Annotated in this window: 18 protein-coding genes; all 18 read left to right on the forward strand. The window is 72.2% G+C overall.

Features of this window, described 5'->3' with window-relative positions; genetic code table 11:
- Nucleotides 1-5: 5 nt before the first annotated feature.
- The gene (locus OG276_RS38950; protein ID WP_266914250.1) at nucleotides 6-1,619 is read left to right on the forward strand and encodes a class I adenylate-forming enzyme family protein; all 1,614 of its coding nucleotides are present in this window, start codon (nucleotides 6-8) and stop codon (nucleotides 1,617-1,619) included.
- Complete coding sequence (locus OG276_RS38955) at nucleotides 1,616-1,999, forward strand: hypothetical protein (protein ID WP_266914252.1); 384 nt, start codon at nucleotides 1,616-1,618, stop codon at nucleotides 1,997-1,999. The genes OG276_RS38950 and OG276_RS38955 overlap by 4 nt, the downstream gene beginning before the upstream one ends.
- 196 nt (nucleotides 2,000-2,195) lie before the next feature.
- Entirely contained in the window at nucleotides 2,196-2,474 is a 279-nt protein-coding gene (locus OG276_RS38960) for a LysR family transcriptional regulator (RefSeq protein WP_266914254.1), read from the forward strand.
- A 340-nt stretch (nucleotides 2,475-2,814) separates the two neighbouring features.
- Entirely contained in the window at nucleotides 2,815-4,353 is a 1,539-nt protein-coding gene (locus OG276_RS38965) for a 4-hydroxyphenylacetate 3-hydroxylase family protein (RefSeq protein WP_266914256.1), read from the forward strand.
- An 80-nt stretch (nucleotides 4,354-4,433) separates the two neighbouring features.
- Nucleotides 4,434-4,931, forward strand: a complete 498-nt coding sequence (locus OG276_RS38970) for a flavin reductase family protein (protein ID WP_266914258.1) — start codon at nucleotides 4,434-4,436, stop codon at nucleotides 4,929-4,931.
- Nucleotides 4,928-5,977, forward strand: a complete 1,050-nt coding sequence (locus OG276_RS38975; protein ID WP_266914260.1) for a hypothetical protein — start codon at nucleotides 4,928-4,930, stop codon at nucleotides 5,975-5,977. The genes OG276_RS38970 and OG276_RS38975 overlap by 4 nt, the downstream gene beginning before the upstream one ends.
- 174 nt (nucleotides 5,978-6,151) lie before the next feature.
- Nucleotides 6,152-7,696, forward strand: coding sequence for an FAD/NAD(P)-binding protein (locus tag OG276_RS38980; protein WP_266914262.1), 1,545 nt, complete (start codon nucleotides 6,152-6,154; stop codon nucleotides 7,694-7,696).
- A 106-nt stretch (nucleotides 7,697-7,802) separates the two neighbouring features.
- Nucleotides 7,803-8,615: a class II aldolase/adducin family protein gene (locus tag OG276_RS38985; RefSeq protein ID WP_266914264.1), complete on the forward strand. Its 813-nt coding sequence runs from the start codon at nucleotides 7,803-7,805 to the stop codon at nucleotides 8,613-8,615.
- Between the two features lie 65 nt (nucleotides 8,616-8,680).
- On the forward strand, nucleotides 8,681-9,328 hold the full coding sequence (locus tag OG276_RS38990) for an NAD(P)-dependent oxidoreductase (protein ID WP_266914266.1): 648 nt from the start codon (nucleotides 8,681-8,683) through the stop codon (nucleotides 9,326-9,328).
- Between the two features lie 29 nt (nucleotides 9,329-9,357).
- Nucleotides 9,358-10,635 carry a multidrug effflux MFS transporter gene (locus OG276_RS38995; RefSeq protein WP_266914268.1) on the forward strand — a complete coding sequence of 426 codons (1,278 nt, stop codon included), beginning with the start codon at nucleotides 9,358-9,360 and terminating at the stop codon, nucleotides 10,633-10,635.
- Nucleotides 10,636-10,791: 156 nt separating this feature from the next.
- Nucleotides 10,792-12,183, forward strand: coding sequence for a class II 3-deoxy-7-phosphoheptulonate synthase (locus OG276_RS39000; protein ID WP_266914270.1), 1,392 nt, complete (start codon nucleotides 10,792-10,794; stop codon nucleotides 12,181-12,183).
- Between the two features lie 48 nt (nucleotides 12,184-12,231).
- Nucleotides 12,232-12,609 carry a chorismate mutase gene (gene aroH / locus OG276_RS39005; protein WP_266914272.1) on the forward strand — a complete coding sequence of 126 codons (378 nt, stop codon included), beginning with the start codon at nucleotides 12,232-12,234 and terminating at the stop codon, nucleotides 12,607-12,609.
- The gene (locus tag OG276_RS39010; protein WP_266914629.1) at nucleotides 12,609-13,733 is read left to right on the forward strand and encodes a prephenate dehydrogenase; all 1,125 of its coding nucleotides are present in this window, start codon (nucleotides 12,609-12,611) and stop codon (nucleotides 13,731-13,733) included. The genes aroH and OG276_RS39010 overlap by 1 nt, the downstream gene beginning before the upstream one ends.
- A gap of 190 nt (nucleotides 13,734-13,923) precedes the next feature.
- Complete coding sequence (gene aroC / locus OG276_RS39015; protein WP_266914274.1) at nucleotides 13,924-15,111, forward strand: chorismate synthase; 1,188 nt, start codon at nucleotides 13,924-13,926, stop codon at nucleotides 15,109-15,111.
- A complete protein-coding gene (gene aroB / locus OG276_RS39020) occupies nucleotides 15,108-16,199 on the forward strand; it encodes a 3-dehydroquinate synthase (RefSeq protein ID WP_266914276.1) in 1,092 nt (363 codons plus the stop codon). The genes aroC and aroB overlap by 4 nt, the downstream gene beginning before the upstream one ends.
- Entirely contained in the window at nucleotides 16,196-16,480 is a 285-nt protein-coding gene (locus OG276_RS39025; protein ID WP_266914278.1) for a hypothetical protein, read from the forward strand. The genes aroB and OG276_RS39025 overlap by 4 nt, the downstream gene beginning before the upstream one ends.
- On the forward strand, nucleotides 16,477-18,678 hold the full coding sequence (gene tkt / locus OG276_RS39030; RefSeq protein WP_266914280.1) for a transketolase: 2,202 nt from the start codon (nucleotides 16,477-16,479) through the stop codon (nucleotides 18,676-18,678). Before OG276_RS39025 ends, tkt begins: the two co-directional genes overlap by 4 nt.
- Nucleotides 18,675-19,952 carry a 3-phosphoshikimate 1-carboxyvinyltransferase gene (gene aroA / locus OG276_RS39035; protein ID WP_266914282.1) on the forward strand — a complete coding sequence of 426 codons (1,278 nt, stop codon included), beginning with the start codon at nucleotides 18,675-18,677 and terminating at the stop codon, nucleotides 19,950-19,952. Before tkt ends, aroA begins: the two co-directional genes overlap by 4 nt.
- Nucleotides 19,953-19,998: the final 46 nt, after the last annotated feature.

Consider the following 19,998-nt stretch of genomic DNA (forward strand, 5'->3'; position numbering starts at 1 on the left):
CCCACATGATCAAGCTCGATGACATCCGCCGGCACGCGGCGGGCGGCGCGACGCGGGATGCCTTGGTCGACGGCCAGGTGCGGCTGACCTGGGGCCAGTTCGCCGAGACCGTGGAGCGGACGGCGGCCGGACTCACGGAGCACCTGCCCCAAGAGGGCGCGGTCCGGGCGGTCTTCCTCGCCGGGAACAGCTGGCAGCTCGCCGTCGCGATGAGCGCCTGCGCCACCCTCGGCGTCTCCTGCACCGGTCTCGATCCGCAGAGCGGCACGGACGACCTGGGCCAGGTGCTCTCCTGGCTGGAGCCGTCCGTGGTCTTCGTGACCAAGGAGCACCGCGCCACCCTCGACCAGCTCGTCTGGCCCAGCGGCCCGCAGGCCGTGCACGTCCTGCTGGACGGGATCACGGCGCCCGGCGCCCCGGCCGCCCCCGGCAAGCACCAGGCCCTCAACTTCGACCTGCTGACCTCGGCCGAACCCCTGCGCACCCTGCCGGCGCCCCGGCCGTACGAGTCTTTCGCGGTCGGTGCGCGCAGCGAGGGCCCCTCCCGGGTCGCCGTGCGCCGCACCCCCTCCGAGGGCCGCCACCTGGTCGACCTCGTCGACGAGTTCGGCCTCAACCGGGACGACGTCCACCTGGCCTCCGCCCCGCCGACCGAGCCCACGGCCCTCGCACTGGCCCGCACGATGCTCGGCATCGGCGCCACCGTCGTCCTCGCCGACGGAGCCGGCCCCGAGACCCTGACCGCGCTGCTCGTCGCCGAGCGGGTCAGCACCGGCGTGATCACCCCCTCCACCCTGCACGGCGTGCTCGGCCTGCCGGAGACCGCCGATCCCTCGCCGCGCACCCGCCACCTGCGGTTCCTCCTGACTCCCGGAGCCCACCTGGGCCGGTGGACCGTCAACACGGCCTGGGAGCGGCTCGGCCCGGTGCTGCACACCGCGCTCGGCAGCGCGGAGACCGGACTGACCGCCGTCATGGGCCCCGAGGAGCTGCTGGTCTCGCCGCCGCGCTCGGGCCACACCACGCTCGGCACCACCGTCGCCGTCCTCGGCGAGGACGGGCAGCCGGTGGCGCAGGGCGAGAGCGGCCGCCTCGCCTTCGCGGGCCACCAGGTCATGGACGGCTACCTGGACGGCGAGACCCGGTTCGCCGAGCTGGACCTCGGCTGGGGCGCGGAGCGCTTCCTGGTCACCGACGAGTCCGGGCACGTGGACGAGACCGGCCGGCTGCTGGTCACCGGGCGGGTCACCGAAGTGCCCGTGGTGGTCCGCGATTCGGCGGTCGACACCGAGCTGTTCCGGCTGGAGTCGGACCTGCTCAACCTGCCCTGCCTGCGCGACACCGCCGTCATGCGGGTCAGCAGCCCGGTGCTGGGCGACGCGATCGTGGTCCCCTTCATCGCCGTGGCGGTCGGCCGCGAGGCCACCGGGTACCAGGCGCTCAGCGCGGCCTGCGCCCGCCGGGTGCCGTCGCTGCCCGCGCACGTCATCGCCGTCGACACCATCCCGTACAGCCCGACGGGCCGGATCCGCACCGGGGACCTGCTCGACGCGGTGCTGCCCATCATCACTCTGAACCTGCAGCTTGAGCAGTCGATGCAACAGGAGATGTCCGCGTGAACCTGCCCTCCTTCGACGATCAGCCGTACGACGAGCTGCTGGTGGAGGACTTCGAGACGGCCTTCTTCGCACTCGAACTCGAACTCCTCGACCTGCCCTGCGTGCGGGACGTCGCGGTCATGCGCACCCGGCTGCCCGAGGTGGGCGAGACGCTGGTGGTGGCCTTCGTACCGCTCCCGGAGGAGGACCAGGAGGCCGGCGGACGCCAGGCCGCGCTGGCCGCCTGCGAGCGGCGCATGCCGTGGGTGCTCTCGCACGCCGTGGCCGTCGACGCGATCCCGCGCGCGGCCGACGGATCCGCGCGCACGGGGGTCCTGATCGACCGTCTGCTCCCACAGATCGCCCGGGACCTCCTCTCACCGATGGAGATGTCCGACTAGTCCACTGCGCCCAACCCGCTGTCAACCACGAAGCAGCGGCTGACCTGTGGCCATGCCCTCCCTGCGGGCATGGCCACAGGTATGTCCGCAGTCGTGCGGGAGGGGGAGGCGCGAATCCTCACACTGCAGTTATACCTGCACCGTGGTATGTTCCTATCCTCCGAGGCTCTGAGTCTCGCAGAAGGGAGCCCCTGCCGTGCAGTTCCAGCAGTTACGCTCGTTCCGTGAAGTAGCCGCCGAGATGAGCTTCACTCGCGCCGCTCGCAACCTCCACTACTCGCAGCCCAGCGTCACCGCCCACATCAAGAACCTCGAGGACTACATCGGGGCCGAGCTGTTCCATCGCGCCGGCGGCCGGGTCCAGCTCACCGAGGCGGGCATGCGACTGTTGCCGCACGTAGAGAAGATCATCCTGATCGCCGAGGCCGCCTGTATAGACGCGGCCTCCGCCGGAAGTACCCGTCCTGCTGCCTGACCAGCCGCCGGACGGTTTCTGAAATTCTTTTCCATTCGGCCCGGCCGCGTATCCGAATTACCTGGATCGATGCCGGGCCGAAGCTATTTCCGAGGACTCGGAATACATCATTCCGCAATATTGAGAAGCGCGACCGGACCTTCTCGGTCATGTCGACAAGGCTTCCCTGCCTCGTTGTTGACGTACCTCTTGGAACGTGTTGGCGCCAGGGTTGGCGTAGATGGGCAATTGTCCGTGCGCAGCCCAACAAGAGCAGATCGGCGGCCGAGCCTACGCTCGGGGCAATCGAACTGTGCGCCCGGCAGCGGTCGCGTGTATTACCCCTGGAGAGGACACCAAAATGGGTCAGGTCCCGATAACGGATCAGTCGGCCGACGAGGCTCCGAACGACCTCATGACGGGCGACTCCTACCTGGAGAGCCTGCGTGACGGCCGCCAGGTCTTCGTGGACGGTGAGCTCGTCAAGGACGTGACGACGCACCCGGCCTTCGCCAACGCCGCGAGGTCGACCGCGCACCTCTACGACGCGCTCCACCACCCCGACACCAAGGACCTGATGACGACGGTCGACCGGTACACGGGGTACCGCGTCCACCGCTTCTTCACCCCGGCGCACTCGCCCGAGGACCTCATGAAGGCCCGTGACGCCATCGAGCACTGGGCCCGCCTGAGCTACGGCTTCATGAACCGCACGCCCGACTACAAGGCGTCGTTCATGGCCGGCCTGGCCGTCACCCACGACTTCTACGAGCCCTTCGGCGACAACGCCCGCGCCTGGTACGAGAAGTACGCCCGTCAGGGCCTGTCGATCAGCCACGCGATCGTCAACCCGCCCGTCGACCGCAACAAGCCGGCGCACGAGATCCGCGACGTCTACCTCAAGGTCGTCGAGGAGCGCGGGGACGGCATCGTCGTCGAGGGCGCCAAGCTCATGGCCACCGCCTCGGCGCTGAGCAACGTCGCCTTCGTCGGTCAGATCCACCTGGCCAACCTGGAAGCCGGCAAGGCCGAGGACATGGCGCTGGCCTTCATGGCCCCGCTGAACACCCCCGGCATGAAGGTCGTCTGCCGCACCTCCTACGAGGGCAAGGCCACCAGCCCGTTCGACAACCCGCTCTCCAGCCGGTTCGACGAGAACGACGCGGTGCTGGTCTTCGACAAGGCCTTCATCCCGTGGGAGAACGTCCTGATCTACCGGGACACCGAGAAGATCCACCAGTACTTCCCGCGCTCCGGCCTGCTCTCCCGCGGCTTCTTCCAGGGCGCGATCCGCATGTCGGTCAAGCTGGAGTTCATGGCGGGCATCCTCGACAAGGGCACCCGCATCAACGGCACGGACGGCTTCCGCGGCGTCCAGGCCGGCCTCGGCGAGCTGCTCGCCTGGCGCCACCAGACCTGGGCCGTCACCAGCGCCATGGCCCTGGACCCGGAGGCCGGCCCGGCCGGCACCGTACTGCCGCGCATGGACTACTCGGCCGGCTACCGGGCGCTCGCCCCGCTCAGCTGGGAGCGCACGCACCGCTTCTTCGAGGAGCACCTCGCGGGCGCGCTGCTGATGACCCCCTCCAGCGCCAAGGACCTGCAGAACCCGGAGCTGCGTCCGCTGCTCGACCGCTACTACCGCGGCACCGGCGCCACCGCCGAGGAGCGCACCAAGCTCTTCAAGCTGGCCTGGGACGCGATCGGCACCGAGTTCGGCGCCCGCCACGAGCTGTACGAGCTCAACTACGCCGGCGGTCCCGACCAGGTGCGCCTCGACACCCTGAACTGGTCGCGCGGAGCCGGTCTGCTCGACAACTACGGCGACCTCGTCCAGAGGGCCATGGACGACTACGACCTCGACGGCTGGACCCGCGGCCGCTGGGCCCAGGAGAACTGACCGTCAAGCCCGCGTACGGACGGGTGCCCGCGGCCGAAGCGCCGCGCGCACCCGTCCGCGCCCAGCAGAGAGGCCCGGCCATGAACCACGACCTGCGCGATGTGATGCGTTCCTTCGCCACCGGGGTCTGCGTCGTCAGCACCTACACCGACCAGGACGGCGTGCGCACCCACAACGCGATCACCGTCAACTCGCTCACCTCCGTCTCCCTGGAACCGCCGCTGGTGTCCCTGAGCTTCCGTCACGACTCGGAGTTCTTCGCCGAGCTGCTGCGGACCGGCGTCGTCGGGATCTCGATCCTCGGCGCCGAGGGCGAGTCCACCGCCCGCGCGTTCGCGCGCCGGCGGCCCGAGCGCGACCAGGCGCTGACCGAGGTGGCCGGAGCGCCGGGCGAGGCCACCGGGACGCTCCTGTTCGACGCGGCGGCCTGGATGGAGTGCAGCCTGCGCGACCACGTGGTGGCGGGTGACCACGTGATGGTCATCGGCGAAGTCGTCGCCATGGGTGCCCGCGAGACCCAGACCCCCCTGATCTTCCTTCAGGGCGGATTCCACAGATTCGAACTGGAACAGGTGTGACGTTGCGCGCGAAGAAGCTGTTGAACTGGCGGGTGTTCCTCGGAGCGGCGCTGGCCATATCAGCCCTGACCCTGCTGATCCTGCCCGGCAACCCGGCCCAGGCCACGGATTCCACCGCGCAGGCCGCGGCGCGCACCTCGGGCCCGGTGACCGTCTGCCTGGTGACCCGGGACGCCCCGACCCGCGAGCGCACCGTCAGGGTCGCGCAGTGGGCCTCGCAGGTACTGCTCCAGGAGACGCTCTCCTACGCGGGGCCCTGTGCCTCGTACGGCGCCCCGAGCGCGCTCGGCAACGGCACCGTGCGCACGTACGCGCAGATCAACGGCACCACCCCGCAGACCGTCGGCTTCGTCTTCCCCAAGAACACGCTGACCGGCCTGCCGACCGCCATGACCGACGGCCACCACTGCTACGACATGGACGGCAACGGCACGGTCAACGAGCACACCGAGTGCGTCGGCGGCCACGAGCGCCCGCTGGAGCTGCCCTCGCAGCTGACCGCGCTGCCCGGGATGCCGCTCAAGTGGGCCCTGCTGAACTACAACCCGATGGGCCACGGGCCGGAGCACATCTACGACACCCCGCACTTCGACTTCCACTTCTACACGCAGTCCAAGGCGGAGCGCGACGCGATCCGCAGCGGCCCCTGTGGCCTGGCCATCAACTGCGACGACTACGCGACGGCCATCAAGCCGGTCCCCCCGCGGTACCTGCCGGCGGACTACGTGAACAACAACGTGGCCGAGGCGGCCATGGGCAACCACCTGGTCGACATGAACTCGCCCGAATGGCACTCCACCGCCTTCACCCAGACCTTCATCTACGGCTCCTACGACGCCAAGATCAGCTTCCTCGAGCCGATGATCACGAAGGCCTGGTTCGAGGGCATAGCCGCCGGGGTCAACCCGAGCCGCTGCTGGCCGATCAAGCAGCCGCAGGAGTGGCAGATAGCCGGCTGGTACCCGCAGGAGTACTGCATCGACTACCGGGCCAACCGCGGGGACTTCACCGTCTCGATGAAGAACTTCAAGAACTCCGCCTCCTGAGTCGCAGCAGAACCGAGTCATCGGCCGACCGGCTTCACCCCCGCCGCACCGGGGGTGGCCGGCGGCTCCCACTGAATCCCCGGAGTAGGCGAGGAAAGGGCCACCGTGATCGCGGACAGCAAGGCCGGCGCACGACGACCCCGCGCCTTCCACGAATTGATAGGTGACTGACACATGTCCCGTGGATTCTCGATCGGTATCGTCGGAGGAGGCGCGGCTGCAGTCTGCTTGATCGACGCGTTGTCGCGAACACAAAGCGAACCGGGCAGCCTCACGGTCTTCGAACCGTCACCGCACCTGTGGCGCGGGCGGGCCTACCAGGTCGACACCGAGACCCTCAAGGTCAACGCGACCCCCGACGACATGTCCGTGCGCGCCGGCGACCTCCAGCACTTCGAGAACTGGCTGGAGACGCGGGACAAGGTCATAGGGGTCCGCACCGGAGTCGACCGCTGGTCCGGGAGCCGCTTCGCCCCCCGGACCGTCTACGGCGAGTACCTGGAGCAGACGGCCTACGCCGCGCTCGGCGAACTGCGCCGCCAGGGCTGGCGGGTCGACCTCGTCGGCGAGGGCGTCACCTCCGCGAGCCGCGCCGCCAACCGGGTCCTGCTGCGCACGGGCAACGGCCGGGCGCGTGCCTTCGACTACGCCATCCTGTGCGTCGGCGGCGACAGCCCCAAGGACGTCTACGGTCTGGGCAGCACCCCCGGCTTCGTCGGCGACCCGTACCCGATCGTCAACAAGCTGGCGGACGTCGGCGAGCGGGAGCACGTCGCGATCATCGGCAGCGGCCTGACCGCCATCGACATCATCCTGTCGCTGGCCGCCCAGGGACACCAGGGCAAGATCAGCCTGCTGTCCCGGCGCGGCGTCCTGCCCGGGGTGCGGCAGAAGGCGGTCCCCTTCGAGCTGCGTCACTTCACCCCGCACCGGATGGAGGAGCTGGCCGCGATCCACCCCGAGGTCACCCTCGAGGACATCGCCACCATCATGCGGGCCGAGTTCCGCGATGTCGGCGCCGACCTCGACGCGGTGGTCTCGGAGATCATCCGCGTCGACCTGGAGGACCCGGTCGACCGGCTGCGCCGGCAGATCGAAGAGGTCGACTCCCCCCACATGGGCCTGCGCATCCTCCAGCGCGCCGTCCCCGAGACCGGCCCCGACGTCTGGCCGATGCTGCGCGAACAGGACAAGGTCCAGCTGCTGCGCGCCCACTACCGCACGATCATGAGCCTGTGCTGCCCCATGCCGCCCGGCAGCGCCGGAGTCCTCCTCGACCTCGTCGAGGCGGACAAGCTGGAGATCGTCGCCGGACTGCAGAACATCACCCCGAACCCCGAGGCCGGCTTCGACGTCGTCACCGCCGAGGGACACGAGTTCACGGCCGACCGCGTCATCAGCGCGGTCAACGCCTCCGAGGGGCGCATCCCCACCAGCGCCGCGCCCCTGGTCACTTCGCTGATGCGCAGCCGCGTCGCCAGCCGCCACCCCCACGGCGGCCTGCACATAGCGCGTCCGACCAGCCAGCTCACCACCAACGGCCGGCCCGACCCGCGCCTGTACGGGCTCGGCAACATCGCCGCCGGCTCGCTCTTCTTCACCTTCGGCATCCCCTCCCTGGTCGACCGGAGCCAGGACATCGTCGGCGCGATCCTGCAGCACGCCGAGACCGTCACGGCCGCGACCCAGGAGAACGAGGACGTCCTGCTCACGGTCTAGCCGCCGGCGGGGCCCGCCCCGCTCGCGGCCGGGCCGCCGCCCGCACCCGTACCCGTACCGACACCGGAAGACGACCCGGAGATTCCGGAGATGAGGACCCCCGAGCATGAGCGTCACCGAGACCGACCGGCCCGCCTACCTGGCGGACACGCACACCGGCCTGCCGATCCCCGGCGAGCCGGTCTTCGCCACCCACGAGGAGACGCGCCGCCACCGCAAGCAGCGGCTCGCCGCCGCGCTGCGGCTCTTCGGCAAGTACGGCTTCGGTGAAGGCATCTCGGGCCACATCTCGGTCCGCGACCCGGAGCACGAGGACCGGTTCTGGGTGAACCCCTTCGGCGTCTCCTTCAACCTGGTCCGCGTCGGCGACCTCATCTGCGTCGACTCCGCGGGCAACGTGGTGGAGGGCAAGCACCGGGTCAACCCCAGTGCCTTCGTCATCCACTCGGCCATCCACGAGATGCAGCCGGGCGCCACGGCGGCCGCCCACGGCCACACCGCGCACTCCCGCGCGCTGGGCGCCCTGGGCCGCCTGCTGGACCCCATCGACCAGGAGTCCTCCGCCTTCTACAACCGCCAGGTCCTCTACGAGGAGTACGAGGGCCCCTCGGTCTCCGCCGAACTCGGCCGCGACATCGCGGAGAAGCTCGGCGACAACCGCGCGATCCTCCTGCGCCACCACGGCCTGATAACCGTCGGCGGATCGCTCGACGAAGCCGTGCACTGGTTCTTCACCTACGACAGCTGCGCCCAGGTGCAGCTGCTCGCCCGGGCGGCGGGCACGCCCAAGAGCTTCACCCACGAACAGGCCGTCGCCGCTGGGGACGGCTTCGGCGACGAGCAGCTGGGCTGGTTCAGCTTCCAGCTCCTCTGGGACGAGATCGTCCGCGAGCAGCCCGACTTCCTCGAAGAGGACTAGCCCGCGGGACGTCTCATCGTCCGGTACCACCCCCGATGAATCACCGAGGAAGAAGAGGCACCACCATGAACATCCTGCTTTTCGGAGCCAGCGGGCACATCGGCAGCGCCATCGCGGGCGAACTGCTCTCCCGCGGCCACGCCGTCACCGGCGTGACCCGCACCGGCGAGATCGCGGGCAACAGCCACGAAGGCCTGAAGGTGATCGCCGGTGACGCCACCAACGCCGACACCGTGGCCGAACTGTCCGCGGCGGGCTACGACGCCGTCGCCTCGGCCGTCGGCCCCAAGCTCGGCGTCGACGACGACCACAAGATCATCGTCGGTGCGGCCAACGCGCTCATCGAGGGCCTGACCCGCAGCGGCGTACGCCGCGTCGTGGTCCTCGGCGGCGCCGGCAGCCTGGAGGTCTCCCCGGGCGTCAAGGTCATCGACAACCCGAACTTCCCGGCCATGTGGAAGCAGAACGCCCTCGCCCAGAGCGAGGCGCTCGCCCTCTACCGCCAGGCCGGCTCCCTGGACTGGACGTTCATCTCCCCCGCCGCCCAGATCGAGCCCGGTGAGCGCACCGGGACCTATCGCGTCGGCGGTGAGCAGCTCCTGGTGGACGCCGAAGGCAAGAGCCAGATCAGCATCGCTGACTACGCGGTCGCCTTCGCGGACGTACTGGAGCGCGGCGACGCGATCCAGGCCCGCATCACCGTCGCCTACTGATTCCGCGTCCCCCGGAGGGGATCAGAAACATGACTTCATCCGCCACACCGAAGAGCGCCGGCATCGTCCGGTTCGCCATCATCCTCGGTGCACTCACCGCTCTCGGCCCCCTGGCCAACGACGCCTACATGCCGGGCCTCCCGCAGATCGCCGAGGACCTGAACACCAGCGCCTCGGCGGCCCAGCTCAGCCTCACCGCCTGCCTGCTCGGCCTCGGCATCGGCCAGCTCATCGCCGGGCCCGTCAGTGACGCGCTCGGCCGCCGCCGTCCGCTCATCGCGGGCCTTGCGCTGTTCGCCGTCACCGCCCTGCTGTGCGCCTTCGCCCCCAACATCTGGACGCTGGTCGGGCTGCGCGCCCTCCAGGGCCTCGGCGGCGCCACCGGCATCGTCATCGCCTCCGCGGTCGTGCGCGACCGGCACACCGGGCCCGCCGCGGCCCGGTTCTTCGCGATGCTGATGCTCATCACCGGCATCGCGCCGATCCTGGCCCCGATCCTCGGCGGCCAGCTGATGCTCGTCACCTCGTGGAAGGGCATCTTCATCGCCCTCGCGGTCATCGGCGCCCTGATGCTCTTCGGGGTCGCCGGCGCACTGCCCGAGACGCACCCCGCCGAACGGCGCGTGCGCGGCGGCCTCAAGGCCACCGGCCCGATCTTCCGCCGGCTGCTGTCCGACCGCGTGTTCGTCGGCTACAACCTGGCCTGCGGCTTCGCCTTCGCCGCGATGTTCGCGTACATCTCCGGCTCGACCTTCGTGCTCCAGTCCATCCACGGGATGTCCCCGCAGGGCTACAGCGTCGTCTTCGGCGTCAACGCCCTCGGCCTGGTCATCGCCGCGCAGGTCAGCGGCCGCATCGTGCACAAGACCGGCCCGCGCGCCCTGCTCGCCACCGGTCTGGCGCTCTCCGCGGTCGGCGGCCTCGCGCTGCTCGCCGTCGTCCTCACCGACGCCGGTCTGGCCCCGCTGCTCGTCGCGCTCTTCCTGGTCGTCTCCAGCGTCGGCCTGGTCCTGCCGAACTCCTTCGCGCTGGCCCTCCAGGACCACGGTGACGTGGCCGGTTCGGCCGCCGCGCTGCTGGGACTGTCCCAGCACCTGATCGGCGCGGCCGTGGTCCCGCTCGTCGGCCTCGCCGGCGAGGACAGCGCGGTGCCGATGGGCATCGTCATCGCCGTCCTCGGCGTCGGCGGTCTGCTCTTCTTCGGCCTCACCAAGGGCCACCAGGCCGCCGGCGAGGAAGCCGGCGCCCCGGCGCCCGGCGAGCAGGAGCCCTCGGCCCGGACCACCCAGGTCCACGAGCCGGCCTAGGCACCTGGCGAGACAGGCTCCCCCAACGGATTGCCCACCGGGGGTCCGTACGGCCGCACCACCGTACGGACCCCCGGCTCCCGGGGCCGCCATCCCGGGCGGCGACAGGCCCACACCTCTTCCCTTTCCACCGAAACCGATCGAGGCACAGCCACCATGACCCTCGCCACGCACGCCACGGCCGTCGACTCCTGGCGGCTGCTGCCCGCCGCCCAGCAGCCGTCCTACCCCGACCCGGTCGCCCTGCGCTCCGCGCTCGACGACCTCGCCTCCTACCCGCCCCTGGTCTTCGCCGGCGAGTGCGACCGGCTGCGCGACCGGCTCGCCGACGTCGCCCGGGGCGAGGCCTTCGTCCTCCAGGGCGGGGACTGCGCCGAGACCTTCGACGCCGTCAGCTCCGACCAGGTCCGCGACAAGGTCCGCACCCTGCTCCAGATGGCCGCCGTCCTCACCTACGCGAGCTCCGTACCCGTGGTGAAGATCGGCCGGATCGCCGGGCAGTACTCCAAGCCGCGCTCCAAGCCCACCGAGATCCAGGGCGGTGTGGAACTGCCGGTCTACCGCGGAGACTCCGTCAACGGCCTCGCCTTCACTCCCGAGTCCCGCACCCCGGACCCCGAGCGGCTCAAGCGGATGTACCAGTCCTCCGCCGCCACCCTGAACCTCGTACGGGCCTTCACCACCGGCGGCTACGCCGACCTGCGCCAGGTCCACGAGTGGAACCGCGACTTCGTCGCCGCCTCCCCGGTCGGAGAGCGCTACGAGCGCCTCGCCGGGGACATCGACGACGCCCTGACCTTCCTCGCCGCCTGCGGCGCCGACCCGGCCGCCGTCCACTCCTCCGAGATCTTCGCCAGCCACGAGGCACTGCTCCTGGACTACGAGGCCGCGCTCACCCGCGTCGACGCCCGTACCGGCCGGCTCTACGACGTCTCCGGCCACATGATCTGGATCGGTGAGCGCACCCGTCAACTGGACGGCGCCCACGTCGAGTTCGCCTCCAGCGTGCAGAACCCCATCGGCGTCAAGCTCGGCCCCACGACCTCCGCCGACGAGGCCCTGCGCCTCATCGACAAGCTGGACCCGCAGCGCGAGCCCGGCCGCCTCACCTTCATCACCCGGATGGGCGCCCGCAACGTCCGCGAGATCCTCCCCGAGCTCATCGGCAAGGTCACCGCCGAGGGCGCGCGCCCCGCGTGGATCTGCGACCCGATGCACGGCAACACCTTCGAGGCGCCCAGCGGCCACAAGACCCGCCACTTCGACGACGTGCTCGACGAGGTCACCGGCTTCTTCGAGGTCCACCGCACGCTCGGCACCCACCCCGGCGGCATCCACATCGAGCTGACCGGCGACGACGTCACCGAATGCGTCGGAGGCGGCGCCGAGGTCCGGCTCGCCGACCTCGGGCAGCGCTACGAGTCCGCGTGCGACCCGCGCCTGAACCGCGAGCAGTCGCTCGACCTGGCCTTCCGGGTCGCCGAGCTGTACCGCGACCGGCAGGCGGTCGCCGCTGCCCGCCGCGAAGCCGTACCGGCCGCCGCCTGATCCCGAGCGACCGATCGACGTTCCGTCCTGAAGCAAAGGGAGAAGCCCATGTCCGTGCGTGCCCTGCGCGGTGCCATCCAGCTGGAAGTCGACGAGCGGGGCCACCTGCTGGACGGGGTCCGAACGCTGTTCCAGGAGATGCTCGCCGCCAACGGGCTCGACCAGGAGGAGCTGGTCAGCCTGTTCTTCACGGCGACCCCGGACCTGGTCAGCGAGTTCCCGGCGGTCGCCGCCCGCGATCTGGGCGTGACCGACGTGCCGATGATGTGCGCGCAGGAACTGGACATCGCCGGGTCCCTGCCCCGGGTCGTGCGGATCCTCGCGTACGCCGAGACGGAGCTGTCCAAGCGCGAGATCAAGCACGTCTACCTGGGCGGTGCGGCCGCCCTGCGCCGGGACCTGGTCACCGCCGGAGATACCAGATGATCCGCTCCGCCGCGGTGGTGGGTACGGGCCTCATCGGAACCTCCATCGCCCTGGCCCTGTCCCGCCGCGGGGTGGCCGTCCACCTCATCGACGAGAACGACTCGGCCGCCCGCACCGCCGCCTCGCTCGGCGCCGGCACCCTCGGCGCCCCGAAGAACACCGTGGACCTGGCCGTACTGGCCGTCCCGCCGGCCCAGGTCGGTGCCGTCCTCGCCGTCCAGCAGAGGCTGGGCCTGGCCCGCTCGTACACCGACGTCGCCAGCGTCAAGACCGAGCCGGAGATCGGGGTCCTCGCCGCGGGCGCCGATCCCGTCAGCTTCATCGGCGGACATCCCATGGCCGGCCGGGAGCGCTCCGGCCCGCTCGCCGCCTGCGCCACCCTCTTCGAGGGCCGTTCCTGGGTGCTGACCCCCACGGCCCACACCAGCCGCGACGCGCTCAACATGGCGCTCATGATGGTCTCGCTGTGCGGGGCGGTGCCCGTCGTCATGGACAGCGACGTCCACGACCGGGCCGTGGCCCGCGTCTCCCACACCCCGCACGTGGTGGCCTCGCTGATGGCCGCCCGCCTCCAGCACCTCCCGGAGGACGCCTGCCGGCTCGCCGGGCAGGGTCTGCGCGACGTGACCCGGATCGCCGGGGGAGACCCCCGGCTGTGGAGCGACATCCTGGAGTCCAACGCCACCGCCGTCGCCGACGTGCTGACCGAACTCGCCGAGGACCTCCAGGTCACCGTGTCCGCCCTGCGGGGCCTGGCCACCGACGACGCCGACGAACGCGCCCAGGGCACCACGCTCCTGGCCGACCTCCTCGGCCGCGGCCTCAGCGGCCGCGACCGCATCCCCGGCAAGCACGGACATCCGGTACCCGCCTGCGCGCCGGTCCGGGTCCTGATCGGGGACCAGCCCGGCGAACTCGCCCGGCTCCTCGCGAACGCCGCCGAAATCGGCGTCAACATCGAGGACATGACCATCGACCACTCGCCCGGCGACGAGAGCGGCCTGGTCGAGCTGATGGTCGCCCGCGGGACCGCGGTGACCGTGTCCCAGGGCCTGATGAGCGCGGGCTGGCGGGTCCAGCGGATGGGGCCGATCGAGGCTCCGCCGGTGGCCGTCGGAGTCTGACCCCGCGTCCGCGGATTCCCGTACGGGCCCTCCCTGCGTCCGCGGATCCCCGTACAGGCCCTCCCCGCGTCCGCGGATCCCGTAAGACCCTCCCGTCCTCCGCCCCCTCTACGGGGGACCCGGCCGCCCCACCGGCCGGGTCCGACCGCCCACCAGCCGGCCCACCACGCCGCACGACAGAGGATCACCCTTGAGTACTTTGCGATGGCTCACCGCGGGCGAATCGCACGGCCCCGCGCTCACCGCCGTCCTCGAAGGCCTGCCCGCCGGGGTGGAGATCTCCACCAAGGCGGTCGCCGACTCCCTCGCCCGACGCCGCCTCGGCCACGGCCGGGGCGCCCGGATGGCCTTCGAGCGGGACGAGGTGACCTTCCTCGGCGGCGTCCGCCACGGCCTCACCCAGGGCGGACCCGTGTCGATCCAGGTCGGCAACACCGAATGGCCCAAGTGGCAGACGGTGATGGCCGCCGACGGCGTCGACCCGGAGGTGCTGGCCGGCCGGGCGCGCAACGCCCCGCTCTCGCGCCCCCGCCCGGGCCACGCCGACCTCGCCGGGATGCAGAAGTACGGCTTCGACGACGCCCGGCCGGTACTGGAGCGGGCCAGCGCCCGCGAGACCGCCGCCCGCGTCGCCGTCGGCGAGGTCGCCCGGGCCTTCCTCCAGCAGGCGTACGGGATCACGATCGTCAGCCACGTCGTCTCGCTCGGCGCGGCCGCCGCCCCCGACGGCGTGGTGCCGGGGCCCGAGGACACCGAGCGCGTGGATGCCGACCCGGTGCGCTGCCTGGACCCGGAGGCCTCCGCCGCGATGGTCGCCGAGGTCGACCGGGCCCACGAGAACGGCGACACCCTCGGCGGAGTCGTCGAGGTGCTCGCGTACGGACTTCCGCCGGGCCTGGGCAGCTACGTCCACGGCGACCGGCGCATCGACTCCCGGCTCGCGGCCGCCCTCATGGGCATCCAGGCCATCAAGGGCGTCGAGTTCGGCGACGGCTTCGGCCTCGCCAAGGTCCCCGGCTCCCTCGCCCACGACGAGATCGAGCGGGACGAGGAGGGGGCCGTCCGCCGCCGCACCGCCCGCTCCGGCGGGGTCGAGGGCGGCATGACCACCGGCGAACCCCTGCGGGTGCGCGCCGCCATGAAGCCCATCGCCACCGTGCCGCGCGCCCTGGCCACCATCGACGTCGCCACCGGCGAACCCGCCGTCGCCCACCACCAGCGCTCCGACGTCTGCGCGGTGCCCGCCGCGGCCGTCGTGGCCGAGGCGATGACGGCGCTGGTCCTCGCGCACGCCGCACTGGAGAAGTTCGGCGGGGACTCCCTCGCCGAGACCGCCCGCAACCACCGGGGCTACCTCGAGAACCTGGCCGTCCGGTGAGCGCCCCGACGCTGAACACGCCGATCCTGGCGGGGAGCACCCGGATACCGGTCGGCGGGGACCGCCCGTACGAGGCCGTCGTGGGCCACGGGCTGACCGGCGAGACCGGCCGCGTCCTGGGCTCCGAACCGCTGCGGGTGGCCGTCGTGCACTCCCGCACGCTGCTGGCCACGGCCCGGCGGATCGCCCGGGAACTCGACCACGAGGGACGCATCGTGGTCTCCCTCGAAGTGCCCGAGGGCGAAGCCGCCAAGGACATGACCGTGGTGGTGGGCCTGTGGCGGGCCCTCGCGGACGCCGGCTTCACCCGCTCCGACGCCATCGTGGCCGTCGGCGGCGGCGCCACCACCGACCTCGCCGGGTTCGCCGCCGCCGGCTGGCTGCGCGGCGTACGCCTCGTCCTCGTGCCGACCACCCTGCTGGGCATGGTCGACGCCGCCATCGGCGGGAAGACCGCCGTCAACCTGCCCCAGGGCAAGAACCTCGTCGGCGCCTTCCACCCGCCCGCCGGGGTGCTGTGCGACCTGGACCTGCTGGCCACCCTGCCGCCCGCCGACTACGCCAGCGGCCTCGCCGAGGTCATCAAGGCCGGGTTCATCGCCGACCCGGAGATCCTGCGCCTGGTCGAGGAGGACCCCGCCGGCGCCGTCCACACCCGGGAGCTCGTGGAGCGGGCCATCCGCGTCAAGTCGGAGGTCGTCACCGAGGACTTCCGGGAGGACGGCCGCCGCGAGCACCTCAACTACGGCCACACCCTGGGCCACGCCATCGAGCGGGTCTCCGGCTACCGGGTCCGGCACGGCCACGCGGTCGCCGCCGGCATGGTCTTCGCCGCCGAACTCGCCCGGCTCGACGGCCGGCTGTCCGCCGCCGACACCGAGCGCCACCGCGCCCTCCTCGCCGCCGCCGGCCTGCCCACCACCCACGGCGGAGCCTGGGCCCCGCTGCGCGACGCGATGGGCATCGACAAGAAGACCCGGGGCAGCCGCCTGCGGTTCGTCGTGCTCGACGCCATCGGCCGTCCCGCCCTGCTCACCGCACCGGACGAGGCGCTCCTCGCCGCCGCCTACGAACGGCTCGCCCGGTGATCCGGCCCGGAGTCCGCTACGCCCGCGCCCGCGCGATCCGCCGCGCCCACGGCGAAGCGGACACGACCGTGCGGGTGCCCCTTGCTGCCCCGCTCCCGCAGCCCGGCGCGGCCCGTGCCCGGGCGGCGTTCCCGGCCCGCGCGGGGAACGCCGTCGCGGTTCCGGTCCTGCTGGGCACCGCGGTCCCCGCCCGGGCCGGAGCACCCCTGCGCGCCTGGGTGCCCGGACCGGCCAGAGCACTCGTACCCGCCGAATCCCCCGAACAGGAAGGCCCGTCATGACCGTCGCCACCGCCCCGCAGGGCCCCGCGTCCGCCCTGCTCTGGGAGGACGCCGACCGCCGGGCCGTCGAGGTCGCCCGCGCCCTGACCGTGGACGCGGTCGAGGCGGCCGGACACGGACACCCCGGCACCGCCATGAGCCTCGCCCCGGCCGCCTACCTGCTCTTCCAGCGGCTGCTGCGCCACGACCCCCGGGACCCGCGCTGGGCCGGCCGCGACCGGTTCGTGCTCTCCTGCGGCCACGCCAGCCTGACCCTCTACACGCAGCTCTACCTGTCGGGCTACGGGCTCACCCTCGACGACCTCAAGGGCCTGCGCACCGAGGGCAGTCTGACCCCCGCGCACCCCGAGTACGGGCACACCCCGGGCGTGGAGACCACCACGGGCCCCCTCGGCCAGGGCCTCGCCAACGCGGTCGGCATGGCCATGGCGGCCCGCCGCGAGCGCGGACTGTTCGACCCGGAGGCCGCCCCCGGCGCCTCCCCCTTCGACCACACCGTCTGGGCCATCGCCTCCGAGGGCGACCTGGAGGAGGGCGTCGCGCACGAGGCCAGCTCGCTGGCCGGCCACCAGCGGCTGGGCAACCTCGTCGTCCTCTACGACGAGAACCGCATCTCCATCGAGGACGACCGGCAGATCGCGCACTCCGAGGACACCCTCGCCCGCTACCGGGCGTACGGCTGGCACGTGCAGGAGGTCGACTGGACGGCCACGGGGGAGGCCACCGAGTACACCGAGGACGTGCCGGCCCTGCACCGGGCGCTCACCACCGCCCGCGAAACCACCGACCGGCCCTCGCTCGTATCGCTGCGCACGATCATCGGCTGGCCCGCGCCGAAGAAGCGCAATACCGGCGGCATCCACGGATCGGCCCTCGGCGCGGAGGAGGCCGCGGCCGCCAAGGCGGCGATGGGCCTCGACCCCTCGCTCTCCTTCCAGGTCCCCGCCGAAGTACTGGACCACGCCCGCCGGGTCGCCGACCGCGGCGCCGAGGCCCACCGCCAGTGGGACAAGACCCTCGCCGACTGGCGCGCCCTGAACCCCGAGCGCGCCGAGCTCTTCGACCGGCTCTCCGAGCGCCGGCTGCCCGAGGGCTGGCAGGAGAGCCTGCCCGTGTTCTCCGGGGGCGGCCAGATGGCCACCCGCAAGGCCTCGGGCGAGGTGCTGAACGCGCTGGCCGGCGTACTGCCCGAACTGTGGGGCGGCTCCGCGGACCTCGCCGAGTCCAACCTCACCACCATGAAGGGCGAACCCTCCTTCATCCCGGAGGAGTTGTCGACGGATGCGTACTCCGGCCACCGGTACGGGCGGACCCTGCACTTCGGCATCCGCGAGCACGCCATGGGCGCCGTCCTCAACGGCATCGCCCTGCATGGCGGAACCAGGCCCTACGGCGGCACCTTCCTCGTCTTCTCCGACTACATGCGCCCGGCCGTCCGTCTCGCGGCCATGATGAAGCTGCCCGTCACCTACGTCTGGACCCACGACTCCATCGGACTCGGCGAGGACGGCCCCACCCACCAGCCGATCGAGCACCTCTGGTCGCTGCGCGCCATCCCGGGCCTGGACGTGGTCCGGCCCGCCGACGCGAACGAGACCGTCGTGGCCTGGCGCACCATCCTGGAGAACGACGACCGCCCGGCGGGCCTGTGCCTGTCCCGGCAGAACCTGCCCGTGCTGGAGCGCACCGAGGAGAGCGGGCTGTCCCCCGCCGAGGGCGCTGCACGCGGCGGCTACGTCCTGGCCGAGGCCGAGGCCGAGGCCGGGGCCGGGGGCGGGAGCAGGAGCCCCGAGGTCATCCTCATCGCCACCGGCAGCGAGGTGCCCATCGCCCTCGACGCCCGCCGCATCCTCCAGGACGGGGGCCTCGCCACCCGCGTCGTGTCCATGCCCTGCCTGGAGTGGTTCCAGGCGCAGGAGGAGGAGTACCGCGAGGAGGTGCTCCCCGCCGGCGTGGCCGCCCGGGTCTCGGTGGAGGCGGGCTCCAGCCTCGGCTGGTACGCCTTGGTCGGCGCGGCCGGCACCTCGCTCGGCATCGACTCCTTCGGCGCCTCCGCCCCGTACCAGTCGCTGTACGAACTCCACGGCCTGACCGCGCCGAAGGTCGCCGCGGCGGCCCGCGCGAGCTTCGAGCGGGCGCAGCGGTCTCAGGGGTCCCAGGGGTCCCAGCGGTCCCAGCGCAAGGCAGCGGACCGATGAGCGCCGTCACCGTGCTGGAGGCCCGGATCCCCGGCTCCAAGAGCATCACCAACCGGGCGCTGCTCCTCGCGGCCGCCGCCCCCGGCCGCAGCCGCCTCGGCGCGCCCCTGGTCAGCGACGACACCCTCGCCTTCCGGGCCGCGCTGACGGACCTGGGCACCGGGGTGCGCGACATCGGCGACAGCGGCTACGGGTACGGGGACGGCTCCGGCTACGGCGACGGCTCCGGCGAGGTCTGGGAGGTCACCGGGCGCGGCGCCGGACCGGCCGGCCCCGGCCGGGTCTGGTGCGCCGACGCCGGCACCGCGGCGCGCTTCCTGCCGCCCTTCGCGGCCACCGGGCACGGGGAGATCGCCTTCGACGGCTCCGACCAGTTGCGGGCGCGCCCGCTGCGGCCGCTGCTGGAGGCGCTCACCGGGCTCGGCGTGAAGGTGCGCGGCACGGGCCTGCCCTTCACCCTTATCGCGCGGGGGCTGGGCGGCGGCCGCATCGAGCTGGATTCCGGGCTCAGCAGCCAGTACCTCTCCGGGCTGCTGATGGCCGCCCCGCTGATGGGCGGACCGCTCACGGTGGACGTGCCGCGGCTGGTCAGCCGTCCGTACGTGGACATGACCCTGGCCCTCATGCGGCACTTCGGTGCCCGGGTCGAGGAGGAGGGCAGCACGATCACGGTCCACCCGGGCGGGTACCGGCCCACCGACCTCGACATCGAGCCGGACGCCTCGACCGCCTCGTACTTCTTCGCGGCGGCGGCCGTCACCGGGCGCACCGTACGGGTCCGGGCGCTGGGTTCCGGCAGCCTGCAGGGCGACACCGCCTTCGTGGAGGTGCTGGCCAAGGCCGGGGCCCGGGTCACCAGGACCGCGGAGTGGACCGAAGTCACGGGTGCCGGCGCGCTGCGCGGCGGATTCACCGTCGACATGGGTGACATCTCGGACACCTTCATGACGATGGCCGCGATCGCCCCGCTCGCGGACGCCCCGGTCACCATCACGGGCATCGCGCACGCCCGGCTGAAGGAGTCCGACCGGATCGCCGCCGTCGCGCAGAACCTGCGCGCGCTGGGCATCCGGGTCGAGGAGGGACCGGACCGCATCACCGTCCACCCGGGCGCGCCCGCCCCGGCGACGATCGACTGCCGGCGGGACCACCGCATCGCGATGTCCTTCTCGGTACTGGGCCTGCGCGCCGCCGGCATCACCCTCGACGACCCGGCCTGCGTGGCCAAGACCTTCCCCGGGTTCCACGAGGAGCTGCGCCGGCTGTTCGGCTGAGACGCGCGGAGCGGCGCCCCTGTGGGGGCGCCGCTCCCGCTCCCGG

The sequence above is a fragment of the Streptomyces sp. NBC_00086 genome, from assembly GCF_026343255.1.
In the GTDB taxonomy this organism is placed as follows: Bacteria; Actinomycetota; Actinomycetes; order Streptomycetales; family Streptomycetaceae; genus Streptomyces.